Genomic DNA, 23,674 nt, shown 5'->3' with positions numbered 1-23,674 from the left:
GTATTAGGCACGCCGCCAGCGTTCGTCCTGAGCCAGGATCAAACTCTCCATAATAGGCGAAATGGCGGAGCCATTTGCGCCAAATGAATTTGCTTGTTAGCTCATTCAAAAAACTAGCTCGTCAGAAACACTTTCGCCAGAAGGCGATCGACGTTTCGACGTATTTTATGACCTTTTGACAGGTCGCTCATTGTTCAGTTTTCAAGGAACAAAATTCTTTATTTCTCGTCCCAACCTCCCGGCCGGAATTAGAATATATCATGAATCACAAATAGATTGCAAGCATTATTTTAAAGTTTTTTCTTTTCGATTATCGGGCTCTATGTCGTTGCCTAAAAACTCAATTAAAAACGCCCTGTCGTATTCGACATGAGCGCTTTACTTGGTTATCGTAAATATGATTCTCTTCACTTTTCAACTTACTCTCATTCCGCCGTAAGCTTGTCCAAGAATGGTGATACATCTTGATATTTTAATGAATAGTACTTCAGTGATTCAACTTTAGTTACAGCCATATCATATGAAGTGGAGTAAAAAATACCGTTATATGCATTTATATCTTTATAGAAGGAATCAATTTCTATATTGTTTTGATAAAGCACTAATGCTTTACCAACTTCCCCTGATTTTATATATATATATATGCTGACCAAAAGGCCTGATTCATTACTCCCGAATCTGAAAGATCGAAAGCTCTTCTACAATAATAGAGTGCTTCATATGACTCTTTTCTCTTAATTGCATCAATCATCAGGTTAAACGATAGAGCGTTGTGTAAATACCGCTCTTGTTCTCCATCTAGTTTTTCGAATGGCGCTGTAAGTAACTCCTTGGCTAACTCCATATCGCTCAAGTTAGCTTGATACTTCTCTAAGACATGAATGGGTTCATCAATTCCTACAGCTGCTACGGATCCATCACTTGAATTAGTGGAATACATTTCCCTGATCTCATTGTCCAACATTGTGAAATTGGAAACAAGATGTCTCCTTGCTGTATAAGGGTTTGAGTGTACTTTACACGTGTCTATCTGCGTATTAATACTCGAAAGTCATTACTCCGCGACTCGTATAAAATGTACTACACCGATATACAGGAAAATCGACTCTTTTTTTAAGGAGTCCACCAGAATAGTTAATTCTTATCTGGACATTTTGGCAAAACGAATAAACTGATTAGTATCTAAGAAGTCTAAAGGATTTATCTCATTATTGGTCGATTTATACTTTAATCGGCTGCTTCAATTGACAAAAGGAAATAGGAAACTCAAATCTTGAATGAAGTCGAAACCCAGTTTACCGTCAATCTCCATCCCGCCGTTTATATCCCCGATCTCCACCTCGAAGTCCTTAATTATGATAAACAATTTATTAAGCGAAATTAATAGTTGGTTAATAGTCTGATTATTATTATATGCTACCATTCATACTTGAATTACAATAATCACCTTAGAAGAGGAGAGACTGTGCAATGTGTTTATTTTCTCATGAAGTGTTCGAATTGAAGGGGGAGAACGGTCTTGTTGGAAACTGCTAAAAAAGTAGCGAGCTCATCAATTAACAAGATCCCTCAACTAGCGATTCTATTCTGGATTATGAAAATCGCGGCAACAACATTGGGGGAAACCGGCAGTGATTTAATCACGGTTCCTGGATCGGATGATAATTATCTCACACCTTTCTTATTCTTCATTGGCATATTTATTGTATTTTTAACGATTCAGCTACTTGTTAAGAAGTACGTGTCTCCTGTTTATTGGACTGTTATTTTATCAACCAGTCTTGCAGGCACAGCATTCTCCGACTATATGGACCGTTCATTGGGATTAGGATATATGAAAGGTGCCGGTCTTTTAGTCAGCCTGCTGGTCGTCATTTTTATCGCCTGGTATTTCATTGAACCGAATCTGAATGTTAAAAAAATGGCGACCAAAAGAGTCGAAGTCCTTTATTGGGTTGCCATTCTCGTTTCCAACACATTAGGCACAGCAGCGGGGGACTTTCTATCGCATAAGCAGGAGGGCGTCGGTAAGCTGGCTGGCGGCGGAAGCTTCATGGAGCAAGGCTTAGGACTCACAATTGCTCAAGGCGCAATGCTGACGGGCGGACTCATTGTATTGATTCTATTCGCCTATTGGTTTACAAAAATAAATCGAGTCGTTCTATTCTGGCTAGCTTTCATATTGACACGTCCTTTCGGAGCAACTTTTGGGGATTACTTGATTAAGCCCCATGACAAAGGCGGACTCGGTTTAAATCATGGTACGCAAATTGCCTCCGGCATTCTATTGGTTGCCCTTATTATCTGTATTGCTATTGAGTATGCGAAGCCTAAGAAACTGATTGATTCCTCTGACTCGGCAGCGGCATAACACCGTTAGGTGGGACAAGCATCCTTCTGCGCCCTTTTTAAAGCCGAATGGCCGAAAAAATAACTTTTTGAGAAGTAAGAGCCATCAATTTGGTGGCTCTCGAAATTTTAAAAATCATAGCTTCCTGCTTCCCACAGTATCTTTGAACCGATTCCATAATCCTTTGGTTCACCGACATCAGGATAGACTGAAAAGCGACAGTTCAGGCATTCCGCAGTTGTTGTGTTCCACCAACCTGCTACTGGATTTCCATCATTATCTGTATCAAAATCATCTTCTGTACTAACAAGCCTTGTTTCCTCTTCGCAAACAAGGCACTTGTGTACTTGTAAATTATGCAAGGTATTAGTTATTGCTTTGGCTTTGTCTATAGTGTCGTCAAGCTCTATGTGCCACTTCATGTTTGGGAGGTTATAGCACGCTAAGCCATATGCTTTAAAGAAAATAAGTGCTCTATAATTTCGTGTCGAATGTTCAATAATCTTTTCAATAGGATCTACTTGAGCAGTGCGGTATTTCCAATATCGTTCTGTTCCCTTATATGAACTTTCCTTCATAAGTTCAATTAACAGTGGGAACACATTCTTTGATATCAAATCATCAAGCGCTGTAATTCGAAGAATTAGTAACCCTCTATGCCAAGCTCGGTTACGCAACATATTGAGTGTTTTTAGGGTAGCTTGATGTTGGCTAATTATTCCCGATACTTGATCCGATTCCTTTAATGAAACAACTCTGCTTAGTGCAACATCGAATTCAACTGTATTATCATGTAACATATCCGTTGCTGATACGTTATTATTGATAATATCCAATATCTGTGACGCATCTCTTGAATCTAGAGTTATTTTCTATGCTAAATATTCATGTTTAGATTTTAGCAAATCCTTGAGGAATAACTCAAAGAAATGGTGAAAGTGAAAAATACATTGCATATATTTCTCTTGATAATCAAGATTATTACAAAGATCTCTTTCACGACCCTTCTCTACATCATAAAAAGGATGTGATGGATCAAGTGTTAAAGATACATTATTTTTATTACATATGTAGTAAGTTTCAAAGTACGCCTTAATTGCAAGCCGCAGTGAAGCCAGAGCCGATCTAGTCACATTACCGATTTCTTCGCCTGTTGAACCCTTCTTAAATAACTTTTCGGCTTTAACAGCATGCATTTCTTCATTGAATACAAACATCTCTCCACCTCCACTTTGATACCTGATAAGACCTATTTAGTTTTGATCCAAATCCAATACATGAAATAATCGTTCTATGATTGCATCTCAATTTATGGTGCTGGTGTTGCTGGGGTGTGCATAGAATGAGAGGCTTGCTCGGATTCGATATCATACACCTGTAAAACTCCCGCAATATCAAGTGGTTCGACCACCATGTATAGTACGAGACAACCTGAATTATAAAGCAAAAGAGCACCCATTAAGGTGCTCTCTCACATGATTGGTGGAGGCGAGGGGATTTGAACCCCTGTCCGAAGACAACGCCACACAGGCTTCTACGGGTGTAGTCACGGTATTGATGTCACCCGAGCGTCGTCCCGTAACCGACTACGCGTTGGGTCAGCCTGATTATCTTCTTCCGTCGACCCCAGGCGGAGACCGAAGCGGCGTATCCCACTACTGGTTAGCCCCTAGTCTAGTCACATGGGCGATGCTAGGTAGGAGCACGCTAACAGGTTATTAAGCTGCTAAAGCGTAGTTGTTTTGTGTTTTGCCATTTAATTGGCTTTAGCGTTGATGAAGCAGACGACTCCCTGCTACCCGCGACCCATGCTCGAACTATCCCCGTCGAATCCATAAACGCCCCCAATATTGCATAAACGGCTCCATACGTTCCGTTTAGCAGGCAAGACGCTCTGTCGACTGTAACTGCCTATCAATCTTGCTAAATGGCGGTCACATCAGGTGAGCATGTTTCTTTCCTTCATTGCTTACTTAGTATAACACAGATGCAGCGAGTTTGAGACAACGTGTTGTTGGAAGTGTTGGCGACGATCACCTTACATTCCAACCTGAAACTGTCTTAACGAGCGACCTTCTGTTTCTCACGCAGTGCACGCTGGATATCACGCTGCGCATCCTTCTTCGCTGCCGATTCACGCTTGTCGTACTGCTTCTTACCTTTACCAAGGCCGAGCAGCAGCTTCGCGTAACCATTGCGAATATAAATCTTAAGCGGCACAATCGTGTAGCCTTCTTGCTTCGACTGGCCGAGCAGCTTATGAATCTGCGTCTTACGCATGAGCAGCTTGCGCGTCCGTGTCGGATCCTCTGGGTTGCTTCGGTTCCCTTGATCGAATGGGCTAATATGCAGGTTGTGAATGAAAATCTCACCGTTACGAATGGTCGCGAATGCATCACTAATGTTCGCTCTGCCTGTCCGCAGCGACTTAATCTCCGTTCCCATCAACACCATGCCCGCCTCGAAGGTCTCCTCGATGAAATAGTCATGGGAAGCCTTCTTATTCTGTGCGAGCTGTTTGCCATCACTTTTCTTGGTTGCCATGCCTATCACCTCTCCCCAAAAGCGTAAATGAACGGACTCCTAACCTAGGCTAGGAGTCCATTGTAGCAACTTTACATCATGAAATCAATTACACGCGATTCTTACGCACGAATGCTGCGGTAGAATTGCCTTTTTTCTTCTTTTTACGCTGGCCAAGGCCACTGCCATTGCCATTGTTATTGCCGCTTGAGCCTTCAGCAGCTGCAGGCTTCGGAGCCGAAGCACCGCCGCCAGTGCCGCTTTTGTTTTTGCGGCGCGTGCCAGTTCCGGCGCCTTCGCCATTACGGCTGGCACTATTGCCGCCCGGGCGGGCACCTCGACCGCCTCCGCGTCTGCCGCCATCTCCGCGACTGCGAGAGGACCAGGATTGATCCGGATCTTCACCGTAGTCCTTCAGGGAGCCGGCATTATTAATCGGAAGTCCCCACATATCTTTGCGAACTTTGCGAGCACCGCCACTGGCGCCAGCATTATTCTCACCGCTGCCGGATTCGCCGCCGCTGCGATCATTGCCGAGCAGACGGTCGATGTTGTAATCATCCTCCGGCTTCCAGGCACGCGAATCGCTCGCGCGCTGCGCAGGCGCGATCACCGCGCCGGCCGCGCCGCTCTCGCCGCCGCTGCCACCGCGGCCCTTGCGCCTGCGGCTGCTGCCGCTGCGCTGCTCCGCCGCCGGCACCGCTGCGCCTGCGCCGCTCACGCCCCGCGCGGCTTCGCCCGCGCTCGGCGCTCCGCCGCCGCGCCGCTTGCCGCGGCCGCGCGGGCCCACGCCCGCGCTCGCTTCGCGCGCCGCCGCCGGTGCGGCTCCTCCACGCGCACCGCCACCGCCCGCGCGATCGCTGCCGTCGCGCGCGCCATTGCCTGCGCGGCCTCCGCGCTCACCGCGCCCGCCTCCGCTGCGCGCCGATGCGGCTGCGCCGCCACGCTCACGGCCACCGCCGCCGCCGCGAGAACCGCCACGGCCGCCTGCGCCGCGGCCGATCAAACCGTACTCGCGGGCACGATCCGCATCGTCCGCGCTTAAATTCTTGAGCATCGCAAAATCAATCGTATGCTCATCCATATTCACCCGCTCCACGCGCACGCGCACTTCATCGCCAATCCGGTACGTCTTCGACGTCCGCTCGCCGATGAGCAGCATGTGCTGCTCGTGGAAGTGATAATAATCGTCCGAGAGATCGCTCAGACGAATAAGTCCCTCAACCGTACTCGGCAGCTCAACGAAGATGCCGAAGCCCGTTACGCTGCTGACGATGCCGTCGAATTCCTCGCCGACCTTGTCGAGCATATATTCACATTTCTTCAGTTTTTCTGTATCCCGCTCCGCCTCAACTGCAAGACGCTCGCGTTCCGAGGATTGCTGTGCAATATCCGGCATCCGCGCCGCCAGTGATTCCTGGCGTGCATCCGGCAGCGTTCCACCGTTCTCAAGCACCTCTCGCATAACGCGGTGGATGACAAGATCGGGATAACGCCGAATCGGCGAAGTAAAGTGCGAGTAGAACTCCGCTGCAAGCCCGAAGTGCCCAAGGCTCTCGGCATCGTACTTGGCTTGCTTCATTGACCTCAGCATAACCGTTGAAATAACGGTTTGCTCCTTCGAACCGCGCACATCTTCAAGCAATGTCTGCAAAGCACGCGGATGAATGACGCTGCCGCCTTTACCTTTTATCGTATACCCGAAGTTGGCCGCGAACTGCACGAAGTTCAGCAGCTTCTCTTGGTCTGGATTGTCATGCGTCCGATACAGGAACGGCACCTTCAGCCAGTAGAAATGCTCCGCAACCGTCTCGTTGGCTACAAGCATGAACTCCTCAATGATGGACTCTGCGATGGAGCGCTCACGCTTGACGATATCAACCGCCTTGCCCGTCTCATCGACAATGACCTTGGACTCTACGAAGTCGAAGTCAATTGCGCCGCGCTTCATCCGATTCCCGCGCAGCCTTGTCGCAAGCTCCTCCATGAGCTTGAACGTATCAACGAGGTCGGCATAACGCGCCGTTACTTCCTCATCTTCGCCCTGCAAAATTTTGCGTACATTCGTATAGGTCATCCGTTCTTTCGTCCGAATAACGCTCGTGAACACATCATGACGAACACGTTTCAGCGTCTGTCCATCGAATTCCATCTCACAAGACATCGTCAGCCGATCGACCTGTGGATTGAGTGAACAAATCCCGTTCGACAGTCGGTGCGGCAACATTGGAATAACCCGATCGACCAAGTATACGCTGCAACCGCGGCGATACGCTTCTTGATCAAGAGCCGAGTTCTCCTTCACATAATAGCTAACGTCTGCGATATGAACCCCAAGCACGTAGTTACCGTTATCCAAGCGCTCAATATTGACCGCATCGTCAAGGTCCTTCGCGTCCTCACCATCAATGGTGACGATCACTTTATCGCGCAGGTCGCGTCGCCCTTGGCGCACAATCTCGTCATCCGTGATGGAGTCCGGAGCTGCTTCAGCTTCGGCCATCACATCAACCGGGAAGCTTTCCGGCAGCTGATGCTTGCGAATAATCGACAGAATATCAATGCCCGGGTCATCCTTATGACCGAGCACCTCAACAATCTCGCCTTCAGCGGCCGAGCGTCCTTCCGGATAGGTCAAAATTTTCGCGACAACCTTCTGTCCTGTCACCGCGCCGAGAAAATGATCCTTCGCAATAAAAATATCCCGATTAATCCGTTTATCATCCGGCAGCACGAAGCCATACGACTCATGATTCTGGAAGGTCCCGACGATCTGCGTAACCGCCCGCTCCACGATGCGGATAACTTCGCCTTCCATACGTCCGCCATTCTCGCTGCGCGATATCACGCGGACAAGTACGATATCTCCATTCATCGCGCTTATCAGATCATGCGCCCCAATATATACATCCCCGTGCGTTTTATCCTCTGGAATGAGGAAGGCAAAGCCTTTTGCATGCGCTTGAATACGCCCGCGCACTAAATTCATTCGTTCAGGAAGGCCATAGCGGTCACTGGAATTCCGTACAATCTTACCTTCATTCTCCAGCTCATTTAAGACCACCAGGAAGTTGCGGAACGATTCCGCATTGCCTCCCCCGCCCAGCTGCTTATCAAGCTCTTGGTAGGTCATCGGCTTGTACGCCGGTTCACGCATGTAAGCCAGCAGCTGCTGCTCTATTACCATAACTTTCTCACCTCATGTACCGCGATGCCGTCAATCCCATATGCAGCCGTCGGTTGATAGATTCTCATATACTATATAGTATACACGAAAGGGGCGGTCAGCATCCGCGGACAACCCCGCAAAATTAACATTTTTCACCTGCAGCACGAATCTGTAACATTATTCCACGAAAACCAGGCAACAAAAAAAGCGAGCCATAAGCCCGCTTTCTGCTTTCATCATTAAACTTTAACCAAGTATGCAACAACGAGTGCTGTAATAAAGAAGCCCGCTGCAACCACAATTGTTAGACGTTGCAAGAACAGATCGAGTCCGCGTGCCTTCGTCTTGCCGAACAAATGCTCAGCACCGCCGGAAATAGCACCCGACAACCCTGCGCTCTTACCTTTCTGCAAAAGAACAACAGAGATTAGAGCAAGCGCAAAAATAATAAGCACAATTTTAAAAGCAATTGCCATAAGTTCCACCTCCTGCACAAGGAGCAAATTTGTCGAAACGTTGGCTTAGGGCCGCCATAAAGACGAAGTTAGCCATTTTCGCTTGTTTGCCGCTGCCTTGTCGCAAGTAGGGGACAAGACCTAGAAACAGCATTATTATTGTAGCATAGCAAGGAAGCGAATACAAGCTAAAGCAGAGGTACAGCTCTGCGATACTCGCCCTAGCAAATTTTGTCCTTCTGCCAACGGATGCTCTCATCGAACGGCAGAAACGTAAATTGCTCCTTTTTCCAATAGTACTGCAAGTCCTCTCTCGTCCACCCCTCATACAGTTCATCCCATTCAAACGGGCCATGCGGCAGCAGCGAAGCATTCTCGATCGGGTGGCTAGCCGGCTGGAAACGAAGATCAAGCGATAGCCGTACGCGTCCGGGCAATTGATTCGGAAGCGCCTTATGCACCGTCATACTGTGAAAAATAACGATGTCTCCCGCTTCATAATCGCCTGCCGCCCACTCATAGCCAAGCCCGCACAGAATGGACTCGAGTCCGCCGGCGCCCGGATTCCCTGTTACTTGGAGCAGACCACCGTCATTGCTGCCTTCAAGAATCGAGAGCGAGCCTAACGACAGTGGAACGTCGCCTATCGGCGCCCAACAGGTCCACGTATTGCTGCTGCCTTGGATATGGAGAAAATCCTGATGCGGCGGCGTCACGTTCAGCTTGTCGCTTGGCAGCATAATGCGCGCGATGTTGCGTGGATGCGGGAATGTTCGCTCGCCAAACAGCGTATCGAACAGCCCAATTAACTTCGGATGGTGGGAAAAGGCATGGAATGCCTCCAGCTTTTGCACCTTATGATAAACCTGCTGCGTCGTTCCAATTCCATTCCAGTTCAGCTCCTCCATCGTCATGACGTCGATAAGCGGCTGATTGCCATAGCCCTCCAGGAGCGGCATCGACGGATCGAGCAAATTCTCCCCTTGAAGTACATTCAGAATTTGGAGGCGAAGCGTCATAATCTCCTCGCGTGTGAAGAAATGCTTGAAGAACAGATAGCCTTTCTTGGCTGCTTCAAGCCGCAGCTCCTCCGGTGCCGCAAGCAGCGGCGTTGCATCCTCGAACGCTCGTGTAGCCGGTTTGATTGCAGGATCCATACGCTAAAATCCCCCTTCAAGCGAATTGTCGATTGCCGACCTTCTAATCTCATTGTATGCTCTAGCTAAAGCTGCTGTATTTATGAGCGCTCGACGTATTTTTAACTTTAACCGACATTTTCGAGTGAGCAGGAGGCGCCTATTCCAATGCCTGACTATATGCCTAAACCACAATCTATCCCCTGGCAGTCCCTTGGGCCCTCTGTACACTACGCGAATCGACTGCAATGCTTGCCTGGTTTTGCTTTTGGACCGCGTATCATTGAAGAGCATCAGTTTTTATTCGTCGCAGCAGGTAAAGGGACTGCCTGGATTCAAGATGACAGCTATGATGCCTCACCCGGCTGCCTGTTCTACTACGGCCCGGATACGGTGCACCACTTTATTGCCGATGAAGCCGATCCCTTCCTTCTCTATGGCCTGCACTTTAGCTGGTTACCAGTTCTTACCCAAGAACGCCGTGGTTCGGGACTTATCATCCGCGATGCTAAGTTCGAACCAGCCATAGATACGAAGAAAGACAACCGGATGCTGATCGGTGACGTGGATGGACAATCTCCTGACTGCCTGCTCATAGGCGATCTCAGACAGCTGCCGACGCATCGGTTCGAGCCCCGCTTCATCCGGCTGGCGGAAGCTTATAGTATGGAAGAGCGTGAATTCAAGCAACCGCTCCTAAACGGCTTGCTGCTTGAGCTGATCGCCGCAATCAAGCAGCACGAGGTGCGCGAGATATCGAGCAAAACGACATCCCCTCTCATTAGCGCCATATCGAAGAAGCTCGCCGAGCATGCACATGAACGTTACAACCATAACTGGCTTGGCCAATGGAGCGCCTATCATCCAGACCATATCGCCAGATTGTTTCGCTCCGAGCTCGGTATGACCCCACATGATTACTTCATCACCTGCAAGTTACGACTCGCCAAGGAGCTGCTCACGCATTCGGAGCTGTCTCTGTTCGCAATTGCTGATGAGCTCGGGGCAGGCACCATTCACAATTTCACGAAGTGGTTCAAGCAGCATGCTGGCATGCCGCCGGGGCGGTTTCGCAAACAGTCCCGTTTTATTTAGGCAAGCGCGAAAAAAACCGGTGCACCTTCAGCAATGGAGCTAAGGACACGCCGGTTTTTACTTTTAGATAAGTAACGGTCTATTTGCTTTCAAGGATTGCGTAATTGCCGCTATTCTTAAGCGGTACCGTAATGGTGTGATTCGCTTTGTCGAAGTTACCGCCGACTTTGACCCACTTGTTGCCGCCGCCTTGGTACCAGATCGCGAGCTTCGCGGAATTGGTATTGTATAGCAGCGCTTGCGATACTTTCAGCGTAAGCGTGCCTGGCTTCGCAGGGTCGGCAGCTGCAGTGCCATCCTCATTTCGCGACTTGTACAGACTGAAGACAAAGGACATCGGATTCAAGCTAGCAGGAATGTTGTAATAGGTACCCCCACTGTAGTATATCTCGTATTTCTGGGATCCCGTTACGGTAATGAGCTTCATAACAGCCGCTTTGGAATCCTTCACCACCGGCTTACTAGCAACGACCGTTCCGCCATTCAGCTCGATTTGCTTGAACAGCTTCTGCACCGCTGGCGAGCTGAGGTTGATCGGGTTGCCTTTGATGTTCAGCGTGTTCAGATTGCGCGCAACCTGAGACAGGGCGCTAATGTCTGTAATTTTGTTGCCGCTGAGGTTCAGCTGGTTCAGGAATGGATATGACTTCTGTGCTTGCATCAGCTTCACGATACCCGAGATGTCAGTCAGTTGGTTGAAGCTGACGTCGAGCTGCTCAAGACGGGTCATTTTCTCAATGCCGCTTAGCTTCGTAAGGCCGTTCTGTTTCACATCAAGCCATAAGTAAGTGGAATCTGTAACCGACTTCTTCGCACCAAGTGCCGTTACAGCGCTCAGGTCGCCGAACTTGTTGCCACCAAGCAGAATGGCGCGTGCATTCTTCAAGTTCTGCAACGATTTAATCGATTTCAGTTGGTTATTCGATAGGTCGAGCTCGCCAAGCTTGGACATACCTGCTACCGCATTCGCGTCCGTCAGCTTGTTGCCTCCAGCATGGAAAATTTGCAGCCCGGTCAGCGAAGCAAGCGGGGAAATATCTTTAACGCCGTTGTTCGAGATATCGAGCGTCTGGAGCTTCTTCAAGCTCTTCAGAGGCGCCACGTCCGTCACCTTATTCTTGCTCAGGTCCAGCAATACGAGCTTCGACAAACCGCTAACTGGTGCCGCGCTTGCAATCTGATTACTGCCAAGGAAGAGATACTCAAGCTTCGTCAGCCCTTTGAGCGGAGTCAAATCCGAGATCTGGTTGCCATTGAGATTGAGCGATCCAAGGTTTGTCGCTTTCTCTAGTCCTTTGAGAGACTTAATCTTCGCAGCACCGTCGTAATCGGATAGATACCCCAGGGAAGCAACATCTGCAGCGGTTACAGTCTTCTTGCCCATCGATTCCGTTACAAGTTTGTTCAAGTTCGCATCTGGAAAAATGGCGGAAGCAGCATAAGCCGTCACACCGAATGCCAGCACAGACGCCGAGACACCCAGGCCGATGCGGGTCGAAAGCTTCAAATTCATTCGATATTCCCCTTCTATGTTCCTAGTATTTTCTTCCATTCTATGAATATTGACACATACTGTCAATTATTTTCCTCATATTCGATATATTCAGACAATAGATTTGTACGGGGCCACGGTTGTCCTCTGACTGGCGGCTGGCGGACAACGGCTAACAGACAACGGACAACACAACAGATACTGGTTGTTCACTTGGCTAACGAATCCTAGACACCCTATCGGGGCAAATTGGGTTCTCAAAAAAGTGTAATGAACTCCAGCGGCGCTATTCGCCACTTTTTCATTCGAAAGATGCTGATTTTGCCGGAATAGCGTTTCTATGATTCGTTAGAATTCAAAAACGAGTCATGTTGGACTAATAAGACGTCTACGGTTCGTTAGCTTCTCTAGAGCAAAAGAAAGAAAGTGCCCTAGAGGAAGTCAAAAAAATTCTATCTAGAGCACTCTTGAAAAATATGGATGAGCACTTTGGATGTTACTCCAGCCGCGGCGACTACAATCGTATAGGCAACAGCCAAGGAAAATTAGCATCCTTAATCTTTCGTTGGAACGAGTGTCTCGAAGGTTGCGATATATTCATCGAGCGTGGAGTTTTCTCCACTCCCTTCCTCATACAGCTTGTCTGCCTGCTCCTGATTTCCGAGCTTGCGCAGAACGACGATATGAAGCGCCTTCGCTTCTGTCGCAAGCTCCGCATTGCCTTGGAAGTCGCCGCTTGTTATCGCGGCGGCGGCTTCTTCGTTGCGGCCGAGCATGTACGCCGCAATGGCGCCATAATAGGCGGCGGCGGTATCGATCCGCAAGCCGCGGCCATTGAATGCATGCCAATCAGCCTCTGGCATGCGAGCTTGAAACTGTACCAGCACGTCGCGATTACGCTCGTAGCGCTGGAATGCTTGCAGCAGCTCGTACTGCTGCGCTGCGTCGCCTTGCTCTGCGAGTACGGCGTTGTTCAAGCGAAGCTTAGCTGCATCGCCGTATAGCGCAGCGTTGAATGGGTCGAGCTGCGAAGCTTGTTCGTACAAGAGCAGCGCCTTATCCGCTGTGCCTACTTGTTCATAGATCGCTGCGCTGCGCTGCAGCAGCGAGGCGTCATGCGGTTGCAGCGCGATGGCTCGCTGCAGCGCTCTGTCCGTGGCGGCAGCTTCGTCCGCCAACTCGCTGCCCTGCTGCGCATAGCGGACCGCATGCACGCCAGCAAGCTGTAGCTCGCGCAGGGAGTTCAGCGGATCGAACATGAGCGACCGGTCCAAGATGTCGATCGCATCGACCGCGTCTGTACGATCCGTTAGCCGTCCGTAGACAGCATCGGCCGTTAGAGATGCCGCTGCGCTGAAGCAAACTGCGAGCGCGATTAGGACATGCACGAGCTTGACACCACGCTGCCAGATCGGGGCTGGAGTCACCTTCGCTGACGTATGCGAAGCAGCATCTGCAGCCTCAAAAGAATGCTCGCCTAACACTGGCAGTGCCCCAGCAGCTAGCCCGATCAGCATTAGCCAAACATAGCCGAAAGCAAAGTCGAAGTCTGTGCAGCTGTGCATCAGAATAAGCAGCAAAGCTGATATTGCCGCCAGCGTAATTGGTTCCTCGGGCTTGCGCCTCCACTGTCGGAATAAGGCGGTGAATGCGACCGCAAGGATGCTGATGAATGCCGCGAAGCCTAAGAGCCCTGTAGAAACGAGCCACTCGACCCAGCCGTTATGGATTTCGCCCGATTCGTAAGGCGTCTGCTGAACCTGTGTAAAGAGGACACGCCAGCTGCCGCCGCCGTGTCCGATTAGAGGCGAGGAACGCACAATAGCGAGAGCATCTTGCAGCATGATGAACCGCTCGCGCAGCGTACCGGTTTGCGCGAGAGCAGCAATGCTTTGCTGCCACGATGCAGGGAGGCTCGCGTACAGCAAGCCGTGCTGCATCAGGTCCAGCGCGGTGAGCACCGCAAGCGCCATCGCGCCAGCCGGCACGGCCAGCCGCGCCGCAGGATGCGCGGCAACCCGCGCGAAGCGCGGCGCGGCTTCGGCGCTGGCGATGCCGCGCACAGCGGCTGCGCCGAGCCATGCGGCGGCTAGCGTTGCCGCCGCCAGCAAGAGCGGCGCGGCGGCGGAGGGTGCCGCCGCCATTGCCCCAGGCGGCGGCAGAAGCAGCGCCGCCGCCGAGGCGCACGCGAGCGCGGCAAGCGTAGCCGCGCTAAGGGCGAGCTGGCGCGCCAGCGGCAGCAGCGCGCAGGCGAACAGCCAAGCCACCGCCGCAGCGAGCATCGCCCCGCGCGATTGCGAGAGCAGCAAGCCGCTTGCGTGTACGCCAAGCGGCACAGCCTGCAGCAGCCTCAACCTTAAGCTGCTTCCCTTCATGCTGCTGCCCGTAAGCTGCAGCATCGCAAACAGCAGCAGCGCCGCAGACATGGCGCCGAAAGCATTCGGGTACTGCAGCGTGCCGGCCATGCGCCCCGCGACAACAGTACCCGCTGCCGGCAGCCAGCCCGCATACCCGAGCCAGGCTGCAACGCCAAATACAACGCCGCAAGCCTGCAGCATGCCAGGCAGCAGCTTCCGAACAGCATCCGCCCGCGCCATAGCGCCGCGCAGCAGCAAAAAGAAGCAGCCGTACGACGTAAACCGTACGATCTGATCCACCGTCGCCTTCGCGTTCTCGGCGTGAAGCAGTGAAGCGGCATATGCCGCAGGCAGCAGCAGCGCAAGCAGCGCTTGCCATCCGTTTACTCCGCTCCACGTCCAGCGCCGCTTCAATAGCAACGCAGCTGAAACAACGACAAACAGGCCCGCGGCAACAATCGCGGCACCGTAGAAATCCGAATCAAAAAACAGCCCCTGCCTAAAGCCCCCCACGAGCAACAAAACAGCTAGCACAATAACAAGGACGAAATTCATGAAGCGACGCTCCCATTTTCCGGTAGATAGTATTACTTGTTGCACTATAGCATACTACCGCATCGAAGCTCTACCTCCAATTGCAAGACTCATCCCGCATCTCCTCGCAGTCTGCTCCTCCACTTTCATCTCCATGATCGCATCACGTTTCTTCATAAATTGAGTTGAGCCTACTACTCTCTTTCCCATAGCGCCTCCCTCCCTAGAACAATCAAAAAGCCCCGAAGCCTAAGGAGATCCATCCTCCCAAGCCTCAGGGCCAGTTATCTACCTATTACCTATCGCCTCTTACAAATATCCGTTCTCGCGGAAGAACTCCAAGCTCAGCTTCGCGCTCTCCAGCGAAGAATTCGCGAACTGCTCTTGCTCCACGATTACGTACTGGATGCCGACTTGCTCCGCAACGTCCAGCACGCCTTTCAGATCGACAATGCCTTTGCCCACTTCAGTGTCGCTGCGGCCGTCGCCGAAATCTTTGAAATGCGCCAGAGGCACGCGTCCTGCATAACGAGTTGCATAATCGACCGGATTCTGACCGCCCATATGCACCCATCCGAAGTCAAATTCCGCTTGCAGATACTCTGCTGGAACCTTCTCTAACAGCAGGTCGATGACTGGCTTTCCGTCAACGAGCTTGAACTCGAAATCATGATTATGATAGCCGTAGATAAGGCCCGCTTCCTTCACTTGCTTGCCCGCTGCTTCGAGAATGCCTGCAAGTCTGTTCACATCGTCAATCGTTGGGTTCTCAGGCAATGGAGCCCAAGGCGTAATTATATATTGGAGGCCAAGCTCCTTTGCGTATTCGATTTGCTTCGCGAGATCTGCCTCAATGTTCTCCGGCTCGCCGAAGTTCAAACCAACATGCGCAGAAGGCGCCTGCAAGCCAAGCTCATCCAGAAGCGCTTTCAATTCTTTCGCCGGCGTGTTGAAGTAGCCTGCAAACTCTACCGCTTGATAGCCCATCTCCGCTGCCTTGCGGATCGTACCGAGAAAATCCTTCTCCGTTTGATCACGGAGCGTATACAACTGTAAAGCGACAACTGGTTTTGCCACTGCTTCCACCTCATAATCGATTATTTTGGATACAAAAAAGAGGAGAGTGACACGTCTTGCGCCATGTCTTCTCTCCCCTAATTATAACGAACGCCCGAGCTTAAACTACATCAGCTTTTGGGACATTCTTTTGTCATTTTGGTATTACGATCCAGCAAACTCGAATTACTTGCTAAAGTTCTTCAAGTTGTAGAACGCGCTTTTACCTGCGTATTGTGCAGTCGAGCCCAATTGGTCTTCGATGCGAAGCAATTGGTTGTATTTCGCAACGCGGTCCGTACGGGACGGAGCGCCTGTTTTGATTTGGCCAGCGTTTGTCGCAACAGCGATGTCTGCGATCGTGCTGTCTTCGGATTCACCGGAACGGTGGGAGATAACAGCTGTGTAACCAGCGCGTTTTGCCATTTCGATTGCATCGAATGTTTCAGTTAAGGAACCGATTTGGTTAACTTTAACCAGGATCGAGTTACCTACGCCTTTGTCGATACCGTCAGACAGACGCTCTGTGTTCGTTACGAACAGGTCATCGCCAACGAGTTGTACTTTGTCGCCCAATTTCTCAGTGAGCAATTTCCAACCTTCCCAGTCGTCTTCGGAGCAGCCGTCTTCGATTGTGATGATTGGGTACTTCTCAACCCACGAAGCAAGCAGGTCAACGAATTCAGCGGAAGTGAACGAACGGCCTTCGCCTTCAAGGTGGTACTTGCCATCTTTGAAGAACTCAGTGGAAGCAACGTCCATTCCGAGGAATACGTCAACGCCTGGCTTGTAGCCTGCGCGCTCGATAGCGGAGATGATCGTTGTGATCGCTTCTTCATTGGAACCAAGGTTCGGAGCGAAGCCGCCTTCGTCGCCAACTGCAGTGTTCAGGCCTTTATCTTTCAGAACCGATTTCAGGTTGTGGAAGATTTCTGTACCGATGCGAAGAGCTTCTTTGAAGCTTTCTGCGCCAACTGGCAGAACCATGAACTCTTGAACGTCGATGTTGTTATCAGCGTGCTCGCCGCCGTTAACGATGTTCATCATTGGAACTGGAAGCGTCTTAGCGTTGAATCCGCCAAGGTATGTGTACAAAGGAACATCAAGTGCGTCAGCAGCTGCTCGTGCGCAAGCCATCGATACCGCAAGAATTGCATTTGCACCGAGCTTGCCTTTGTTGTGTGTTCCGTCAAGTTGGATCATTTTGCGGTCGATCAATACTTGATCAAGCGCGTCCAGACCGATGATCTCAGGAGCGATGATTGTGTTTACGTTATCGACTGCTGTCAGAACGCCTTTACCGAGGTAACGGGATTTGTCGCCGTCACGAAGCTCAACCGCTTCGTATGCGCCAGTGGAAGCACCGGATGGAACGATTGCACGGCCTTTGCCGCCGGACTCCAGCATAACTTCAACTTCAACGGTAGGGTTACCGCGGGAATCAAGCACTTCGCGTGCATAAACGTCAGTAATGATAGACATGTACGAAACACTCCTTCAATGTGGGTTGTGTGTAATGTAGCCTTCGTGCGGTGCTAATCAAATTAAGCGACCTCAATTATTCACCGCATAAAGGATAATAGTAAACTTGCTTAGTTGTATTTCTTGAATAACACTCGCTTAGCCTTGCACGAGCGATGTGCCAGTCATCTCTTCCGACTTCTGCAGCCCGGCAAGCGCCAGAACTGTCGGTGCGATATCAGCGAGAATACCGCCTTCGCGGAGTGGTCCAACCTGCTTCGTTACGATGAACGGAACCGGATTCGTCGTATGCGCCGTGAACGGACGACCATTCTCGTCAATAACCATATCGGCATTTCCGTGGTCTGCTGTAATAAGGCAGACGCCGCCTTTTGCAAGAACCGCCTCAACGACTTTGCCCAGGCATTCGTCTGTTGCTTCTACCGCTTTGATCGTCGGCTCCAGCATGCCGGAGTGACCGACCATATCCGGGTTCGCGAAGTTCAAGATGATAACATCCTGACGGTCCGCTTCGATTTCTTTCACCGCAGCTGCCGCTACTTCATACGCACTCATCTCCGGCTGAAGATCATAAGTCGCAACCTTCGGGGAAGGAATGAGAATACGCGTCTCGCCTGGCAGCTCCGTGTCACGTCCGCCGCTAAAGAAGAACGTCACGTGCGGGTACTTCTCCGTCTCGGCAATACGCAGCTGGCGCTTGTTGTTCTGTACAAGCACTTCGCCGAGTGTATTATCGAGATTCTTAGGCTTATACGCTACGAATCCGCCTACCGTTTCACTGAACAGTGTCAAGCAGACGAAGTAAAGGTTCTTGGGTTCTTTCGGGCCACGGTCGAAGCCGCGGAAGTCGGTGTTGGTGAACACCTGCGACAGCTGGATAGCACGGTCAGGACGGAAGTTAAAGAAAATAACTGCATCATCCGACTCAACAACGCCAACCGGGCTACCGTCTTCCTTCACGATAACCGTCGGCATGACGAACTCGTCGTATACCGATTTCTCGTACGATTCTACAACCGCTTGGATCGGGTCAGTATATTGAGGACCTTCACCGTATACCATGGCGCGGTAGGACTTCTCCGTACGTTCCCAGCGCTTATCGCGATCCATTGCGTAGTAGCGGCCTTGAACGGTCGCGATCCGGCCTACGCCAATTTCTTCGATCTTCGCTGTAAGCTGTTCCAGATAACCTTTTGCGCTGTCAGGCGATACGTCGCGTCCGTCGAGGAACGCGTGAATGTAGACATCTTCAAACTCTTCTTTCTTCGCCAGCTCAAGCAGCGCGAACAAGTGAGCGATGTGGCTGTGAACGCCGCCGTCGGACAGCAGTCCGTACAGGTGCAGCTTCGTGCCCTTCGCTTTCGCATGCGCAATCGCGCCTTTAAGTGTTTCGTTATCGAAGAAATCCAGATCGCGGATCGACTTGCTGATGCGAGTCAGATCCTGGTAGACAACCCGGCCAGCACCGATGTTCAAGTGGCCGACTTCGGAGTTGCCCATTTGACCTTCCGGCAAGCCTACCGCTTCGCCGCAAGCTGTCAGTGTCGTATGCGGGTAAGTTGCCCAGTAGCGGTCGTAATTCGGCTTGTTCGCTTGTGCTACGGCATTCCCCGTCACATCGTTACGAAGACCGAATCCGTCCAGGATGATTAGAGCTACAGGTGCTGTCATATCTTACTTCGCCCCCTCGACCAATGCGATGAAGGATGCAGGCTCAAGGCTTGCACCGCCGACCAAAGCGCCGTCGATATTGGATTGACCAAGATATTCGCTTACGTTGTTTGGCTTCACGCTGCCGCCGTATTGAATACGAACCGCATTCGCTGTAGCCGCATCGTACAGGCCAGCAATAACGTCGCGGATGAACGCGATAACGTCCTCTGCATCTGCCGCTGTCGACGATTTGCCTGTTCCAATTGCCCAGATCGGCTCATAAGCAACGACCACTTCAGCCGCTTGATCCGCTGACAGGCCAGCAAAAGCCGCTTCTGTTTGCACTTGGCAAACGCTCTTCGTTTGTTCTGCTTCGCGCTCTTCCAGCTTCTCGCCAACACATACGATTGGAGTAAGGGCGTGCTTGAATGCAGCTTGCACTTTCTTATTTACGATCTCATCCGTTTCTGCAAAATATGCGCGGCGCTCCGAATGGCCGATAATCACATATTTTACGCCCAGGTCTTTCAGCATAACGCCGCTGATTTCGCCTGTGAATGCACCGTTGTCCTCGAAGTGAAGATTCTGTGCGCCAATGGCGATGCTTGTGCCTTGTGCCGCTTCAACAAGCGCTGGCAGCGTCGTGAATGGTGCGCAGATAACTGCTTCTACGCCGCTCACTTCTGCTTTGCCTTTCACATCAGCGAAGAACGCAGTTGCTTCCGAAACCGTTTTGAACATTTTCCAGTTGCCTGCAATAATCGGTGTACGCATGTCGATATCGCTCCTTAGCGTTAAACTTTTCTTACTTATCGTTCAATGCAACAACGCCCGGAAGCGCTTTGCCTTCCATAAATTCAAGAGATGCGCCGCCGCCAGTGGAGATGTGATCCATTTTGTCAGCGAGGCCGAACTTCTCTGCAGCTGCTGCCGAGTCGCCGCCGCCGATTACGGTATAAGCGGAAGTCTCTGCGCAAGCTTGAGCTACTGCAAGTGTACCATGGGAGAATGGCTCGATCTCGAATACGCCCATTGGTCCGTTCCAAACGACCAGCTTGGATTCCTTGATCACGTTCGCATAGATTTCACGAGTCTTCGGTCCGATGTCGATGCCTTCCCAATCTGCCGGGATGCCGTCAACTTCAACGATTTGCGTGTTTGCTTTCGCGCTGAACTCGTCTGTAATGACGATATCAACAGGCAGCAGGAATTGCTTGCCAAGGGATTTTGCTTTCTCGATGAACTCGAGCGCCAGATCCAGCTTGGAGTTATCGCACAGCGATTGGCCGATTTCATGGCCTTGCGCTTTGAAGAATGTGTAGGACAGACCGCCGCCGATAATGATGTTATCCGCGATTTCGATCATTTTGTTAATGACGTCAATCTTGTCTTTCACTTTAGAACCGCCGACAATCGCCGTGAACGGACGCTCTGGTTTCAGCAGCGCACGGCCAAGCACGTCAAGCTCCTTCTCCATCAAGAGGCCTGCAACAGCCGGCAGATGGTGAGCAATGCCTTCTGTGGATGCATGTGCACGGTGAGCAGCGCCGAACGCATCGTTCACGAACAGATCAGCCAGCTCGGCAAAAGCTTTCGCCAGTTCCGGATCGTTCTTCTCTTCGCCTTCGTAGAACCGCACGTTCTCCAGAAGCAGCACGTCGCCCTCTTGCAGAGCAGCTACTTGCGCTTTCACGGAGTCTCCGATCGCTTCGTCGGTTTTCACAACAGGCTTGCCGAGCAATTGGGACAGACGCACGCCAGCTTCTGTCAGACGCATGCTCTCAACAACTTGACCTTTTGGACGTCCCAGGTGGCTCGCCAAAATAACTTTCGCGCCGTTCTCGATCAAATACTTAATGGTTGGAAGTGTTTCGCGGATCCGTGTATCATCGGTAATTGCACCGTTTTCCATTGGCACGTTAAAATCAACGCGGACAAAAACGCGTTTGCCGGCTACTTCAACGTCACGTACACTCTTCTTGTTCATAAGTAGAAATCCTCCCGGGGTACCTAAGTTCGCTAAGATGAATGTTGCTTATCCAATCATCCCAGGATAAAGGTCTAAGTATATTAAAAATTCTCCACTTGCTATCCATCCCGCGTTTGCTGCAGGTTTATATTTATAAGTTTAGATGATGCTATTGTGCCCCGCAAACTATCGCGAAGGAGCTGCAGCAAGCAGCTCCTTCGCGTTTAGTAAGGGACTTATCTATGTCTTACAGACCTTTGGATGCGATGTAAGCAGCCAGGTCAACTACACGGTTGGAGTAGCCCCACTCGTTGTCGTACCAGGAAATAACTTTTACCATGTTGCCTTCAACAACCATTGTCGACAGTGCGTCGATTGTGGAAGAAGCAGGGTCGCCATTGTAGTCGCTCGATACAAGCGGCTCATCGGAGTAGTTCAAGATGCCTTTAAGGGAAGTGTTAGCTGCATCTTTAAGAGCTGCGTTAACTTCTTCAACGGTTACGTTCACTTTCAGTTCAGCAACCAGGTCAGTTACAGAAACGTTAGGTGTAGGTACACGCATAGCCATACCGTTCAATTTGCCTTTCAGCTCAGGCAGTACAAGGGATACCGCTTTTGCAGCGCCTGTCGAAGAAGGAATGATGTTTTCTGCAGCAGCGCGAGCACGGCGCAGATCTTTATGTGGAACGTCAAGAACGGATTGATCGTTCGTGTACGAGTGAATTGTAGTCATCATACCTTTAACGATACCGAATTTGTCGTTAAGAACTTTTGCGAATGGAGCAAGACAGTTCGTTGTGCAAGATGCATTGGAGATAACAGTGTGAGCTGCTGCATCGTATTTGTCTTCGTTAACGCCCATTACGATTGTGATATCTTCGTTGGAAGCAGGTGCGGAGATGATAACTTTCTTCGCGCCGCCTTTCAAGTGAAGCTCAGCTTTCTCTTTCGCTGTGAAAATACCAGTGGATTCAACAACGATTTCAGCGCCTACAGATGCCCATGGAAGGTTCTCTGGGTTGCGTTCAGCAAAAACTTTGATTTCGCGGCCGTTCACGATCAGCGCGCCTTCTTTTGCTTCAACTGTACCGTCCAGTTGACCGTGAGTCGTGTCGTACTTCAGCAGGTGAGCCAGTGTGTTTGTGTCCGTCAAATCGTTAACAGCCACCACTTCAACATTCGGGTTGTTCAATGCTGCGCGGAACACGTTACGACCGATACGACCAAATCCGTTAATACCAACTTTTACCATTGTAAATTCCTCCTAGGCATAATTTCATTTATCTCAAGACGAGTGCGAGCAGCTTGGTTCCTATGCTGCTTTCGTCAAGATCACTAGCTTGTGCTTGTTGCTTCTCGCTGTTCCTTGTCGATGATCGCTGCAATTTCGAGTGCTGCAGCTTCATCTGTGACGAGCACATCATCGTGCCCGAAATGCATCACCGCTGCAATCGCTTCGCCTTTACTGCGGCCGCCTGCGATGGCGATGACGACTTCTGTTGCCATAATATCCTCAAGTCTGAGGCCTGCGGTCAACATCTTGTGAACGACGGCACCATTCCTGTCGAAGTAGTAACCGAACGATTCCGCAAGCGCGCCTTCCGCATGCATTGCTTCTACTACTGTTGCGTCCACGCGTCTGCGACGCGCCATGACCATAGCGTCCCCGATCCCATGTATGACGATGCGGCTACTGCGGATCACTTCCACAATCTCCCTCACGTTCGGCTCCTGCATCAAGGACATATAAGCTTCCTCGCCCAGATGATCCGGTACATGGAGCATCCGGTACTGCGCACCGGTACGTTTCGCCATCGTCGAGGCGATCGTGTTCGCTTGATAATCGAGGCTTTCGCCAAGTCCGCCTCTAGCTGGCACGAACCAATTGCCCTTGAACGGCGTTTGTGTCGTCAGCTGATTCGCAACCTGTGCCATCGTGGATCCGCCAGTAACGGCAATGACATCATTCTGCTTCATCGACTTGCTCAGCACAGCACATCCGGCCTTGCCAAGCTCCCGCTTCGTATGCGGAGATGAATCCGAATCACCAGAGACAATAACAACCTGCTTCAGCCCAAAATAATGGCGGATTCGCTCTTCCAGCTCCGACAAACCAAACATCGCTTTGTAGAACGGCTCCATATCCTCCAGCAGACGCTTCCCGGCTTCGCTGATGCGCATGCCTGCCGCGTCAATCATGAGAAGCCCCTGACTCTTCAGGAAATCGGTCTCCGCTCGGAGCACACGCTCTGTCATATCCAATGATGCTGCTAATGTGCGCCGGCCGATCATATCCGAGAGCATTACCTGGCGGAGTATGAGGTACCGTTTTCTCATCACAACGAGCAAATCAGGCAGAAGCTGCTGCTGTATTTCGATGAGAGATTGCATCCTTCAACATCA

At 50.8% G+C, this 23,674-nt stretch carries 19 protein-coding genes and 1 other RNA gene; 2 read left to right on the top strand and 18 right to left on the bottom strand.

Annotated elements, in window-relative coordinates; translation table 11 throughout:
• Positions 1-628: 628 nt before the first annotated feature.
• Positions 629-940, bottom strand: a complete 312-nt coding sequence (locus AC0LWF_RS26850) for a hypothetical protein (protein ID WP_474654548.1) — start codon at positions 938-940, stop codon at positions 629-631.
• Between the two features lie 582 nt (positions 941-1,522).
• On the opposite strand from AC0LWF_RS26850, the gene AC0LWF_RS26845 reads away from it, so the two are divergent.
• Positions 1,523-2,371, top strand: coding sequence for a COG4705 family protein (locus AC0LWF_RS26845; RefSeq protein WP_474654547.1), 849 nt, complete (start codon positions 1,523-1,525; stop codon positions 2,369-2,371).
• A gap of 107 nt (positions 2,372-2,478) precedes the next feature.
• Here AC0LWF_RS26845 and AC0LWF_RS26840 read toward each other — a convergent pair whose 3' ends face one another.
• The 7 genes from AC0LWF_RS26840 to AC0LWF_RS26810 form a co-directional block, all read right to left on the bottom strand.
• Positions 2,479-3,186, bottom strand: coding sequence for a hypothetical protein (locus AC0LWF_RS26840; protein WP_474654546.1), 708 nt, complete (start codon positions 3,184-3,186; stop codon positions 2,479-2,481).
• A 36-nt stretch (positions 3,187-3,222) separates the two neighbouring features.
• Positions 3,223-3,567, bottom strand: coding sequence for a hypothetical protein (locus AC0LWF_RS26835; protein WP_474654545.1), 345 nt, complete (start codon positions 3,565-3,567; stop codon positions 3,223-3,225).
• A gap of 263 nt (positions 3,568-3,830) precedes the next feature.
• Positions 3,831-4,196, bottom strand: a transfer-messenger RNA (tmRNA) gene (gene ssrA, locus AC0LWF_RS26830).
• A gap of 215 nt (positions 4,197-4,411) precedes the next feature.
• Positions 4,412-4,894: an SsrA-binding protein SmpB gene (smpB, locus tag AC0LWF_RS26825; RefSeq protein WP_474654544.1), complete on the bottom strand. Its 483-nt coding sequence runs from the start codon at positions 4,892-4,894 to the stop codon at positions 4,412-4,414.
• Between the two features lie 88 nt (positions 4,895-4,982).
• A complete protein-coding gene (gene rnr, locus AC0LWF_RS26820) occupies positions 4,983-8,060 on the bottom strand; it encodes a ribonuclease R (RefSeq protein ID WP_474654543.1) in 3,078 nt (1,025 codons plus the stop codon).
• Positions 8,061-8,281: 221 nt separating this feature from the next.
• A complete protein-coding gene (secG, locus tag AC0LWF_RS26815) occupies positions 8,282-8,518 on the bottom strand; it encodes a preprotein translocase subunit SecG (RefSeq protein ID WP_090583484.1) in 237 nt (78 codons plus the stop codon).
• A gap of 200 nt (positions 8,519-8,718) precedes the next feature.
• Positions 8,719-9,654, bottom strand: a complete 936-nt coding sequence (locus tag AC0LWF_RS26810; protein ID WP_474654542.1) for a phytanoyl-CoA dioxygenase family protein — start codon at positions 9,652-9,654, stop codon at positions 8,719-8,721.
• 147 nt (positions 9,655-9,801) lie between these two features.
• On the opposite strand from AC0LWF_RS26810, the gene AC0LWF_RS26805 reads away from it, so the two are divergent.
• A complete protein-coding gene (locus AC0LWF_RS26805; RefSeq protein ID WP_474654541.1) occupies positions 9,802-10,728 on the top strand; it encodes an AraC family transcriptional regulator in 927 nt (308 codons plus the stop codon).
• A gap of 79 nt (positions 10,729-10,807) precedes the next feature.
• Here AC0LWF_RS26805 and AC0LWF_RS26800 read toward each other — a convergent pair whose 3' ends face one another.
• The 10 genes from AC0LWF_RS26800 to AC0LWF_RS26755 all read right to left on the bottom strand — a co-directional run bounded on the left by AC0LWF_RS26800 (position 10,808) and on the right by AC0LWF_RS26755 (position 23,662).
• Positions 10,808-12,241 (bottom strand): leucine-rich repeat domain-containing protein, encoded by a 1,434-nt coding sequence (locus AC0LWF_RS26800; RefSeq protein ID WP_474654540.1) that lies wholly within the window; start codon positions 12,239-12,241, stop codon positions 10,808-10,810.
• A gap of 533 nt (positions 12,242-12,774) precedes the next feature.
• A complete protein-coding gene (locus tag AC0LWF_RS26795) occupies positions 12,775-15,132 on the bottom strand; it encodes an O-antigen ligase family protein (RefSeq protein ID WP_474654539.1) in 2,358 nt (785 codons plus the stop codon).
• A gap of 54 nt (positions 15,133-15,186) precedes the next feature.
• Complete coding sequence (locus AC0LWF_RS26790) at positions 15,187-15,321, bottom strand: hypothetical protein (protein WP_474654538.1); 135 nt, start codon at positions 15,319-15,321, stop codon at positions 15,187-15,189.
• Between the two features lie 99 nt (positions 15,322-15,420).
• Positions 15,421-16,188 carry a sugar phosphate isomerase/epimerase family protein gene (locus AC0LWF_RS26785; protein ID WP_474654537.1) on the bottom strand — a complete coding sequence of 256 codons (768 nt, stop codon included), beginning with the start codon at positions 16,186-16,188 and terminating at the stop codon, positions 15,421-15,423.
• Between the two features lie 165 nt (positions 16,189-16,353).
• Positions 16,354-17,649, bottom strand: a complete 1,296-nt coding sequence (gene eno, locus AC0LWF_RS26780) for a phosphopyruvate hydratase (RefSeq protein ID WP_474654536.1) — start codon at positions 17,647-17,649, stop codon at positions 16,354-16,356.
• A gap of 138 nt (positions 17,650-17,787) precedes the next feature.
• Positions 17,788-19,320, bottom strand: a complete 1,533-nt coding sequence (gene gpmI / locus AC0LWF_RS26775; RefSeq protein ID WP_474654535.1) for a 2,3-bisphosphoglycerate-independent phosphoglycerate mutase — start codon at positions 19,318-19,320, stop codon at positions 17,788-17,790.
• A gap of 3 nt (positions 19,321-19,323) precedes the next feature.
• Entirely contained in the window at positions 19,324-20,076 is a 753-nt protein-coding gene (gene tpiA / locus AC0LWF_RS26770) for a triose-phosphate isomerase (RefSeq protein ID WP_474654534.1), read from the bottom strand.
• Positions 20,077-20,107: 31 nt separating this feature from the next.
• Entirely contained in the window at positions 20,108-21,289 is a 1,182-nt protein-coding gene (locus AC0LWF_RS26765; RefSeq protein WP_474654533.1) for a phosphoglycerate kinase, read from the bottom strand.
• A gap of 229 nt (positions 21,290-21,518) precedes the next feature.
• Positions 21,519-22,523: a type I glyceraldehyde-3-phosphate dehydrogenase gene (gene gap, locus AC0LWF_RS26760; protein WP_090583465.1), complete on the bottom strand. Its 1,005-nt coding sequence runs from the start codon at positions 22,521-22,523 to the stop codon at positions 21,519-21,521.
• An 83-nt stretch (positions 22,524-22,606) separates the two neighbouring features.
• Positions 22,607-23,662 carry a sugar-binding transcriptional regulator gene (locus tag AC0LWF_RS26755; protein WP_474654532.1) on the bottom strand — a complete coding sequence of 352 codons (1,056 nt, stop codon included), beginning with the start codon at positions 23,660-23,662 and terminating at the stop codon, positions 22,607-22,609.
• Positions 23,663-23,674: the final 12 nt, after the last annotated feature.

Source organism: Paenibacillus sp. sgz302114 (assembly GCF_056120345.1).
This window is presented reverse-complemented; position numbering and strand designations above follow the sequence as displayed.